General features: G+C 70.0%; 7 protein-coding genes and 1 pseudogene. 5 read left to right on the top strand and 3 right to left on the bottom strand.

Annotated elements, in window-relative coordinates; all coding sequences use genetic code 11:
- Both ACYVIP_RS02160 and ACYVIP_RS02155 read right to left on the bottom strand, forming a co-directional pair.
- A pseudogene (locus tag ACYVIP_RS02160) lies at nt 1-762 on the bottom strand (hypothetical protein); the annotation flags it as partial.
- Nucleotide 763: 1 nt separating this feature from the next.
- On the bottom strand, nt 764-1,072 hold the full coding sequence (locus tag ACYVIP_RS02155; protein WP_460391354.1) for a PE domain-containing protein: 309 nt from the start codon (nt 1,070-1,072) through the stop codon (nt 764-766).
- 218 nt (nt 1,073-1,290) lie between these two features.
- On the opposite strand from ACYVIP_RS02155, the gene ACYVIP_RS02150 reads away from it, so the two are divergent.
- Together ACYVIP_RS02150 and ACYVIP_RS02145 are read left to right on the top strand one after the other, a co-directional pair.
- Nucleotides 1,291-1,977, top strand: a complete 687-nt coding sequence (locus ACYVIP_RS02150; RefSeq protein WP_460391352.1) for an endo alpha-1,4 polygalactosaminidase — start codon at nt 1,291-1,293, stop codon at nt 1,975-1,977.
- 85 nt (nt 1,978-2,062) lie between these two features.
- Nucleotides 2,063-5,329 (top strand): family 78 glycoside hydrolase catalytic domain, encoded by a 3,267-nt coding sequence (locus tag ACYVIP_RS02145; protein WP_460391350.1) that lies wholly within the window; start codon nt 2,063-2,065, stop codon nt 5,327-5,329.
- A gap of 6 nt (nt 5,330-5,335) precedes the next feature.
- Here ACYVIP_RS02145 and ACYVIP_RS02140 read toward each other — a convergent pair whose 3' ends face one another.
- Entirely contained in the window at nt 5,336-6,613 is a 1,278-nt protein-coding gene (locus ACYVIP_RS02140) for a cytochrome P450 (protein ID WP_460391348.1), read from the bottom strand.
- A 140-nt stretch (nt 6,614-6,753) separates the two neighbouring features.
- On the opposite strand from ACYVIP_RS02140, the gene ACYVIP_RS02135 reads away from it, so the two are divergent.
- From ACYVIP_RS02135 to ACYVIP_RS02125, 3 genes are all read left to right on the top strand, one after another.
- Nucleotides 6,754-7,635, top strand: a complete 882-nt coding sequence (locus tag ACYVIP_RS02135) for a nitroreductase/quinone reductase family protein (RefSeq protein WP_460391346.1) — start codon at nt 6,754-6,756, stop codon at nt 7,633-7,635.
- A gap of 278 nt (nt 7,636-7,913) precedes the next feature.
- Nucleotides 7,914-9,044: a cytochrome P450 gene (locus tag ACYVIP_RS02130; RefSeq protein ID WP_460391344.1), complete on the top strand. Its 1,131-nt coding sequence runs from the start codon at nt 7,914-7,916 to the stop codon at nt 9,042-9,044.
- A gap of 10 nt (nt 9,045-9,054) precedes the next feature.
- A complete protein-coding gene (locus tag ACYVIP_RS02125) occupies nt 9,055-10,149 on the top strand; it encodes a type III polyketide synthase (protein ID WP_460391342.1) in 1,095 nt (364 codons plus the stop codon).
- Nucleotides 10,150-10,152: the final 3 nt, after the last annotated feature.

Raw genomic sequence — 10,152 nt, 5'->3', positions numbered from 1 at the left:
GGCGCCGCCGGCGCCGACCTGCGGCGGTGGCACCGACTCGGCGCCGATGGGGGAGGCGGTCCTGGTGACCGCCGACGCGGTCGCGCTCAGCGGCGCCGGCTGCGCGTAGCTGAGCGGGACCTGACCGCGGGCCGCGGTGGTGTCCGCGACGTACGCCTCGTACAGCGCGATGTTCTTGGCCGCCTTGGCGTTGTACTCGTTGATGGCCGCGTCGGCGTCGGTCTGGAACGGGTTCACGTCGTTGGCCAGGCTGCTCTGCGGCGGGGTCGCCGGCACGGGCTCGACCTGGGACCGGATGTGGTCGAACGCCACGACCTCGGCGTCCAGTGCGGTGGCGTTCGCGGTGAGTTGTTGTTGGGCCACCGCGAAACTGTCGGCCAGCGGTGCGGTCGCCTCGGCGGCCGACGAGGACGCGGTCCCCTCCCAGGCCCCGGCGGCCGCGGCGCGCGCCGCGGCGATCTGGTTGGCGCGGTCCCCGAAGGTGCCCGACATCGTCTGCGCGGCGGCATGGGCGGTCAGCAGGGACTGCGTGCCGAACCCGGTGGTGATCCGCTCATAGATCTGGTGCGCGTCCAGGGTGACGTTCTCCGGCGCGAGGTCGTTCTGCAGTGACGTCGCGAAATTGCCGACCTGCGGCTTCTTCGAATAGGCGTCGCCAAGGAGCCCGCCGATCGGAATGCCGACCAGTGCGCCGGGCAGCCCGGCCACCGCGGCGCCGGCCGCGCCGCCGATCGCCATGCCGCCGATGATCTCGTCGCTCATGTCAGTGCCTCCCGCTCTCGAAGGTCCGGCTGCCGGTGTCCTCCTGCGCCAGGTATTCCTTTTCGGACTCGTTGAGGCCGGCAAGATAGCTGTCCACGAAAGCCTGCATCTGGGTGATCGAGGTGAGCAGGGCCTGGCCGGAGTCATTCTGGTCCTTGGCCACGAAACCACTCGCCGGCTCGTGTCCCGGCGCCTGGACGCCGACCAGTTTCTCCGCCTCCGTGCGGTCCTGCTCCAGACCGGCGCGCAGGTCCTCCCAGGTTTGCCGCACTTCGTGGAATGCACCCGAGCTGAAGGTGTATCCGTCCATCTCGTCCCCTGACTGTGCGATTCTGTGCCCGTCGGGCGTTGTCGTTCCGCGCCATGATGAACCAGGGTGTCGGGGACGGGTCCCCGACTAGAGTCCTCCCCGTGGCGAACGGCTGGGTACGAGCGATCCCTTTACTGGTACTGCTCGGCGTGGCCTGTTCACCGTCGACTTCACCGTCGACTCCACCGGCGCGATGGCCGGCGCTGCCGGCTCATCCGGTGTTCGACTACCAGCTCGGCGGGGCCTATCCACCGGCCGACGAGGTCACGGTGGTGGTGCGCGACGGCGGGGCCGAGCCCGCGCCCGACCGCTACAACATCTGCTATGTCAACGTTTTCCAGACCCAGCCGGCCGCGCGGGCGCGCTGGCTGGCCGACCACCCGGACCTCGTCCTGCGCGACGACGCGGATGTCCCGCTGGTGGACGAGAACTGGCCGGACGAGATGATCCTCGACACTCGCCACACCGACGCCCTGGTCGAGGTGCTCGCCCCGAACCTCCACCGGTGCGCGGACTCCGGGTTCGACGCGGTCGAGTTCGACAACCTCGACTCCTACCTCCGGTCGGCCGGCGCGCTCACGCTCGCGGACAACCTGGCGGTCGCCGAGGCGCTCGTGGCGGTGGCCCACGAGGACGGGCTGGCGGCCGGGCAGAAGAACACCGTGGAACTCGGCGCTCGCGGCCGGGCGGCCGGGTTCGACTTCGCCGTGGTCGAGGAGTGCGTGCGCCACGACGAGTGCGCCGCGTACGCCGAGGTCTACGGCGAGCGCGTCCTCCCGGTCGAGTACACCGACGACTGGGCCGATCCCGCCGAGGCCTGCGTCGACGCGCCACCCGCCACGATCGTCCGCGACCGCGACCTGGTGGCGCCGGGCGAGCCGGGCCACGTCTACCGCCGCTGCTGAGCGTTCGCCCGCCGGCGAACCATGGTGTTCGGCGGAAGCGTCGGTTACATTCCTCGGTGAAACGTTCCAATTCGGAGGAGGGCCCGTGTTGGCAGCGTTGCCGATCCACGCCGGTACCCGCCGCGGCATCCGTGCGGCGCTGGTCGCCGTCCTGTCGTTGGTCCTGCTCGCGACCGGATCACCGGCACCGGCCGAACAACCGGGCGCGCGAGACGTACGCCTGACGAACCTGCTCGTGGAGAAGAAGGTCGAGCCCATCGGCCTGGACGTCGACCGGCCGCGGTTCTCGTGGACCATCGAGTCCGCACAGCGCGGGGTCGAGCAGGTCTCCTACCGGCTCCGGCTGACCGGCGACGGTGCTCAGGTGTGGGACAGCGGCGTCGTCGCGTCGCCGGAGTCGGCCAACGTCGAGTATCCGGGGCCGGCGTTGCGCGCGGCCACCGACTACGCCTGGCGGGTGGACGTGGTGACCACACACGGCGCGAGCACCGCCGGCTCCAGGTTCCGCACCGGCCTGTACGACGAGCGCGACTGGTCGGGCAGCAAGTGGATCGGCAACGAGCGTGTGCCGGCCGACGTGACCGACCTGACCCTCACCGGCGCCGCGTGGATCTGGGTGGCCGCCGACAGCGCGCCCGGCGCCGACCGCGCCTTCCGCACCAGCCTGGTCAGCCAGGACGGGAAGACGGCGACCGGCGCCGAGGTCCTGGTCACCGCGGACGACTCCTACCAGTTCCTGGTCAACGGCACCGAGATCGGGCGCAGCACCAGTGCCGAGAACGGCTGGCAGCAGTCGCACTACTACGAGACCGACCTCGCGGCCGACCGCAACGTGTTCGCCGCACGGGTGACCAACGACGCCGACAGCGCGGGCGGCCTGATCGCGGTGGTCCGAGTGTCCTATTCGGACGGTACGAGTTCGACGTTCACCACCGGCGCCGGCTGGAAGGCCACCCAGAGCGTGCCGGCCGACTTCGCGCGTCCGGAGTTCGACGACTCCGCCTGGGCCAACGCCACCGAGATCGCCGACTACGGCAGCGGTCCGTGGGGCGACCAGGTGCGGCCGCCGACCAGGGAGCCGCTGCCGGCGCCGTTGCTGCGCCGGGAGTTCGAGGTGGACGCCCAGGTCAGGGACGCGACGCTGTACCTGGCCGCCGGCGGCTACGCCAACGTCTCGCTCAACGGCAGGCCGGCCAGCGACCAGGTGCTCTCGCCCGGGTTCACCGACTACGACGACACCGTCCAGTACACCGCCATCGACCTCGGTCCGGCGCTCCGGCCGGGCACCAACGCGCTGGGCATGGAGCTCGGCCGGGGCTTCTACGGCATGACCGGGGGCAACGTGTGGCGGTGGGAATCGCCCCCGTGGCACGACGATCCGGTCGTGCGCGCGGTACTGCACCTCGAGTACACCGACGGCCGGGTGCAACGGCTGGTCACCGACGACTCCTGGCGCGTCCACGACGGCCCGACGGTGTTCGACGACCTGTACGCGGGCGAGACCTACGACGCCGGCCAGGTCCAGCCGGGCTACGACACCGCGGGTTTCGACGACAGCGCGTGGGCGCCGGCCAGCGAGGTGCGCGGGCCGGCGGGTGTGCTGGTCAACCAGCGCCAGCAACCGATCCGGGTGACCGAGTCGTTGCCCGCCACGGAGATCACCGAGCCCGTGCCGGGCACGTACGTGGTGAAGTTCCCCAGGGTTATCGCCGGCTGGGTACGGTTCACCGCCACCGGACCACGCGGCACGACGATCCGGGCCGCGCACGGCGAGAAGCTCACCGCCGACGGGCGGGTGAACATGAGCAACAACGGCGGCTTCCAGGCGGGCTTCCAGACCGACCGCTTCGTGCTGGCCGGCACCGGCGAGGCCGAGTCGTGGGAACCCCGGTTCTCCTACAAGGGATTCCAGTACATCGAGGTCACCGGCTGGCCGGGGGAGCACCCGCCGCCACTGTCCGCGTTCGCCGCCAGGGTGGTGCACACCGACGCCGAGGAGATCGGCACGTTCGACAGCTCGAGCGAGCTGATGAACCGCACCCACCGCGCGGTGGTCGACACGCTGAAGAACAACATCCACGGCATCCCGACCGACACGCCGATGTTCGAGAAGAACGGCTGGACCGGGGACGCCGCGCTGGGTGCCGAGATGTTCCTGACCAACCTCGACGTGAGCGAGCTGTTCGCGAAGTGGCTGCGCGACGTGCACGAGACCCGCGACGGCGACGGCCGGCCGATGGTGATCGCGCCGAGCTCCGGCGACTGGGGAGTGTGGGGCGTTGCCCCGCCGTGGCACTCCGCGTACGTGATGATCCCGTGGTGGCTGTACCAGTACGGCGGGGACAGCCGGGTGCTGCGGGAGAACTACGACGGTATGAAGTCCTATGTGGACCTGGAGTTCGCCGGTGCGGTCAACGGGATCGTGACCAACCCCCGCCTCGGCGACTGGGTGAGCCCGGAGGCCAGCCCCAACGGCGGCAACGCGCCAGAGGACCTGCGGGTGTCGGGCACCGCCTACCTGTACGCGATGCTCACCTCGATGCGCCGTAGTGCCGAGTTCCTCGACCGGGACGCGGACGCTGCCCGGTTCGCCGACCAGGCGCGGGTGGTCAGGGCGGCGTTCAACGAGACCTTTTTGGACAGTGCGGCCGGGTACTACCGCGGCACCGGCGACCGGGGCTACCGGCAAACGCACAACGTGCTGGCGATCGCCTTCGGGCTGACGCCGGACCAGGAGACCGCCGACCGGGTGGCCGCGAGCATCGTGGCCGACGTGCGGGCCAAGGGCACCAAGCTCAACACCGGCGTCCTGGGCACGAAGTACCTGCTGCCGGTGCTGACCGAGCACGGCTACGCCGACGTGGCCTACGAACTGGCCCTGCAGACCGGCTACCCGAGCTGGGGCTACATGATCGAGAACGGCGCCACCTCGATGTGGGAGCACTGGGCGCTGGCGGCGCGCTCGCGCGGCCACTACTTCCTCGGCACCGTCGACGACTGGTTCTACCAGCACGTCGCCGGTATCCGGGCCGGCGAGTCGACCGGATACCGCGACCTCACCATCGCGCCCGCGGTCACCGACAGGCTGAGCTGGGCCAGGGCCACGACCAGGACCCAGTACGGCGTGCTCGGCAGCGAGTGGCGGCGCACCGGCGAGGCACTGACCATCACCGTCACCGTGCCCGTCGGCGCGACGGCGACCGTGCACGTCCCCGCCGAGGACCGCGACGCGGTCACCGAGCGCGGCCGGCCGCTGCGGCCAGGCGACGGCGTCCGCGAGGTGTCCGAAGTGGACGGCGAGGTGCGGGTGGCGGTCGGCTCCGGGAGGTACACGTTCCGCGTGCGCGGCTAGCCGCGCTCACCACCTGATGGGCAGGTGAGTGACGCCGTGCTGGAAGTTCGACCGGAGGCCGACCAGCTCGCCGGCCGGCTCGACGTCGCCGAGCTGGTCGAACACGGCGGTGAACATCGCCCGCATCTGGACCTTCACCAGGTGCGCGCCGACGCAGTAGTGCGGCCCGTGGCCGAAGCTCAGGTGGTCGTTGGGCTGGCGGGTGATGTCGAACCGGTCGGGCTCGGTGAACACCCGCTCGTCCCGGTTGCCGGAGGAGAACCAGACGACCACCTTGTCGCCCGCGCGGATCAGCCGGCCGCCCAGCTCGGTGTCCACTGTGGCCGTGCGGCGGAAGTGCATGATCGGTGACCACCAGCGCAGCATCTCCTCGATCGCGCCGCGCAGCAGCGACCGGTCCTGGCGCACCGCCCGGTAGGCGTCCCGGTCGGACATGAGCACGTGCATGCCGCCCGGCAGCCCGTTGCGCAGCGTCTCGATCCCGGCGACGGGGAACAGCCAGAACATGTTCTCGAACTCGGCCGTCGGCAGCCCCGCCCGCACGAGGTTGCTCAGCACGTCCTCGCCGGGGTTGCCGCGCTTCCACTCGGCCAGGTCGCGGGCGTAGGCGTACAGGTCCGGCATACCGAGACGGGTGCGCTGGTTGGGCAGCCTGCCCTGCTCGTCCGGCTGCGGGCGCAGCGCCAGCGCCCGCAGCGCCATGGCGGTCGAGCTGTCCGCGTTCGCCTTGACCTTGGTGGCGAAGTCCGGGTCGACGTAGCCGATGATCCGGTTGCTCCAGTCGCTCATCAGCCAGCGGTCCTCTTCCGGCACCCCGAAGATCTCCGCGATCGTGCGCAGCGGCAGGTCCGCGACCAGCCCGGCGAAGTCGCACGCCCCCTGCGCCGCCACCTCGGCCACCAGTTCGTCGGCCCAGCCGGTGATCCGGTCCTCCAGCCGGGCGATGGCCTTCGGGGTGAACGCCTTGGAGATCAGCTTGCGCAGGTCGGCGTGCCGGGGCGGGTCCTGGTTGATCAGCGACTGCCGGATGAACTGGAGTGCCCGCTCGTTTGGCGGGTCCAGGATCTGCGTCGCCTTGGCGTGGGAGGAGTAGGTGGCCGGGTCCCGCAGCACCTGCTTGATCTCCTCGTGCCGCAGCACGCCCCAGAAACCGGGCCCAGGGGGCTGCGGCGGCTCGTCCATCCAGACCACCGCGGACTCGGCGCGCAGCCGGGCGAACGCCGCGTGCGGCACGCCGGTGAGATACGTGTCTTGGTTGACGATCAGCTCGGTGTCGCTGGACATGGTGGCCATCGTGCCGGTTCACGCTTTCCGGCCCCACTTTTTTCACCCGAACGGGGTGAATGTGGGGGTTTGGGATTCCCGATGCCCGATGTTCGTGTGACGGTCAGGAACTGGATTCTTCGGGCGACGATTGGGGCGATATGGAGGATCGGCAGGTCATTGCGGATTTTCGGGCAAACAATGGCCGGGTTGGCGGTGATCTCGCGGATGTCCGGCTGCTCCTGTTGACCACCAAAGCACGGTCGGATACCGCCACCACCGTGCCGATCAGGTATCTGCCAGACGGCGCTGGCCAGGTTCTCGTGATCGCCGACGCCGGGGGTGCGGCGCGGCACCCGGCGTGGTTCCACGACCTGGTCGCCGAGCCGAGGGTCGTGGTCGAGGACGGCGTGTTCGTCTATGACGCGCACGCCACCGTGCTCGACGACGCCGCGCGGGACGCGGCGTTCGCCAGGGCGGTCGAGGCCGATCCGGTGTGGGGCGAGTACCAGCGCGGGACCTCGCGGGTCATCCCGGTCGTCACGTTGCGCCGGCTCACGCCCGGCCCGCCGAACGCGTCGACGGTGGGCGCCGGGATCCTGCTGGCCCACGACGCGTTCCGGCGTGAGCTGCGGCTGGTGCGCGCCGAGGTGGCGGGCTCGGGGTCGACGCTCGGGGCCCAGCTGAGGGTGAACTGCCTGACGTTGTGCGCCGTTCTCGATCTCCACCACCACCACGAGGACACCCGGACGTTCGCCGCCCTCGACACCCGCCACCCGGAGCTGACCGACACGCTCGTGCGCCTGCGAGCCGAGCACGAGCTCATGGCGGCCCGGCTCGGCCGGCTGCGCGACGCGGTGAACTCGGGCAAACCGGATCTGCTCACCGATGTGGACCAGTTGGTCGCCGAGCTGGAAGCACACCTGGATTTCGAGGAGCGGCACATCATCCCGCTACTCGATACCCCGACAGGACCACCTACTCGTGTTCAGGACGGGTTTTCTGCGCCCCTGAATGAAGGACAGGTCAGTGTCGGAGAGTAAATAACAGTCGCTGGCGCATCGCACGGACAGGTGGGCTCCGTTAAAACCTGATGAACCGTGCGGTCTGACCCGGAATGCGGCGGCATGATGGGTCTCATGGATCGGACGAGAATTGTCGCGCGAAGGGAAAGGTTGTCGTGAATACCCAGATTCATGATCAGGATGTCAAATCCGGTCCAACCACGGAAAACGTGCCGCGCGCCGAACCAGCGGAATCGGCGCCGACCTGTCCCTTTCGCCACGACGACGCGCTCGAGCCCGACCCCTTCATGACCCGCATGCGGACCGAGTCGCCGGTGGTCAAGGTCGGGATGCCCTACGGGGACGGCGACGCCTGGCTGGTGACCAGCTACGACCACGTCCAGACAGTCACCTCCGACCGGCGGTTCAGCCGGGCGGCGCTGATCGGGCGCGACTTCCCGCGGATCACCCCGGCACCCATCGCCCAGTCCGAGGCGATCAACCTGATGGACCCGCCCGCGCTCAACCGGGTGCGCAGGCTGGTCATCAAGGCGTTCACCACCCCCCAGGTCGAGGCGCTGCGGCCGTGGACCGAGCGCACGGTGGACAGGCTGCTGGACGAGATGGTCGAGCACGGGGCGCCGGCCGACGTGGCCGAGCACCTCGCCGGCAAGCTGCCGCTGATGACGATCAGCGAGCTGCTGGAGGTGCCCGAGCCCGACCGGCCACAGCTGCGGCGGTGGGCGATGAGCATGATGTCCATGAGCGTGGGCGACCGGGAGGCGGCCGCCGAGGCGAAAGCCGGCCTGCGCGCCTACTTCGACGAGCTCACCGCGGCGCGCCGCCGCAACCCGGGCACGGATCTGCTGAGCGGGCTGGCCACCGCGCGGATCGGCGACGAGCAGCTGACCGACGCGGAACTGTCCGTGCTGGCCATGCTGCTGGTGATCACCGGCCACGACACCACCACCTACGACATCAGCAACATCGTCTACACGCTGCTGACCTACCCCGAGCATCTGGCCAGGGTGCGGCGCGAGCCGGAGCTGGTGCCCAAGGCGATCGAGGAACTGCTGCGGTTCATCCCGTTCCGCCAGGGCGTCGGCATTCCCCGGGTGGCCACCGAGGACGTCGAGCTTGGCGGGGTGACCATCAGGGCGGGCGACGCGGTGCACGTGTCGTACCTGACCGCCAACCGCGACGAGCTCGCCTACGCGCGGCCCGACGAGCTCGACTTCGACCGCGAGGCGCCGGCACCACACATGGCCTTCGGCTACGGCAGCCACCACTGTCTCGGTTCGCACCTGGCCCGCATGGTGCTCCAGACCGCCATCGGCAGGCTGCTGGCCAGGTTCCCCGACCTGCGGTTGGCCGTCGCGCCGGAAGAGGTGCGGTGGAACGAGGTCTCCATCTGGCGGTACCCGCTCACACTCCCGGTCGCCTGGTAAGGGGCTTGTCATGGCAACACTGTGTCGGCCGGCGATCGCTGTTCCCGAACACACCATCTCCAGGGAACACACCCTCGAGCTCGCCAGGACCATCCACCGCGACCACCCGCAGCTGCCCCTCGCGCTCCGACTGATCGGCAACACCGGCGTCCAGACCCGCCACCTCGTGCAGCCGATCGAGGACACCCTCAAGCATCCCGGCCTCACCGCGCGCAACGCCCGCTACGAGGCGGAGGCCAAGGCCAGGATGCCGGAGGTGATCGAGCGGGCGCTGGACCACGCCGACCTGACGGCCAGGGACATCGACATGATCGTCTATGTCTCGTGCACCGGCTTCATGATGCCGTCGATGACCGCCTGGCTGATCAACACCATGGGATTCCGTTCGGAGACAAGACAGTTGCCGATCGCGCAGCTCGGCTGTGCCGGCGGCGGCGCGGCCATCAACCGGGCGCACGACTTCTGCACCGCCTACCCGAGGGCCAACGTGCTGATCGCGGCGTGTGAGTTCTGCTCGCTGCTCTACCAGCCGACCGACCTCGGGGTCGGCAACCTGTTGTCCAACGGGCTGTTCGGGGACGCGGTGGCCGCGGCGGTGGTGCGCGGTGAGGGCGGTGTGGGGGTGTCGATCGAGCAGAACCGTTCGCACCTGGTCCCCGACACCGAGGACTGGATCGCCTACGAGGTGAAGGACACCGGCTTTCACTTCCTGTTGGACAAACGGGTGCCCGGCACGATGGCCGTGCTCGCGCCCGCCATGCGGGACGCGGCCGAACCCCACGGCTGGGACATCGCCGGCCTCGATTTCTACATCGTGCACGCCGGCGGCCCGCGAATCCTGGACGACCTGGGGAAGTACCTGAACCTGCCGGCGGACACCTTCCGCTACAGCAGGGCGACGCTCACCGAGCGCGGCAACATCGCCAGCGCCGTCGTGTTCGACGCGCTGGACAGGCTGTTCCAGGAGGGCGGCGCCGCCAACGGGGCACGTGGGGTGATCGCCGGCTTCGGCCCCGGCATCACCGCGGAGATCGCGCTCGGCACCTGGAGCACGTCGGTCCGGCTCCCCGGCCAGCTCGCCGCACACAGCGCCGTGGGGGTGTGAGGC

Source organism: Actinophytocola sediminis, assembly GCF_054779715.1.
Note: the sequence above shows the minus strand (reverse complement) of the source record. Positions and strands in the feature narration are given on the sequence as shown.

Excerpts from the sequence above, each read along its gene's own strand:
- ACYVIP_RS02155 (WP_460391354.1), bottom strand. The coding sequence starts at position 1,072 with ATGGACGGATACACCTTCAGCTCGGGTGCATTCCACGAAGTGCGGCAA.
- ACYVIP_RS02125 (WP_460391342.1), top strand. The coding sequence starts at position 9,055 with ATGGCAACACTGTGTCGGCCGGCGATCGCTGTTCCCGAACACACCATC.
- ACYVIP_RS02135 (WP_460391346.1), top strand. The coding sequence starts at position 6,754 with ATGGAGGATCGGCAGGTCATTGCGGATTTTCGGGCAAACAATGGCCGG.
- ACYVIP_RS02140 (WP_460391348.1), bottom strand. The coding sequence starts at position 6,613 with ATGTCCAGCGACACCGAGCTGATCGTCAACCAAGACACGTATCTCACC.
- ACYVIP_RS02130 (WP_460391344.1), top strand. The coding sequence starts at position 7,914 with ATGCGGACCGAGTCGCCGGTGGTCAAGGTCGGGATGCCCTACGGGGAC.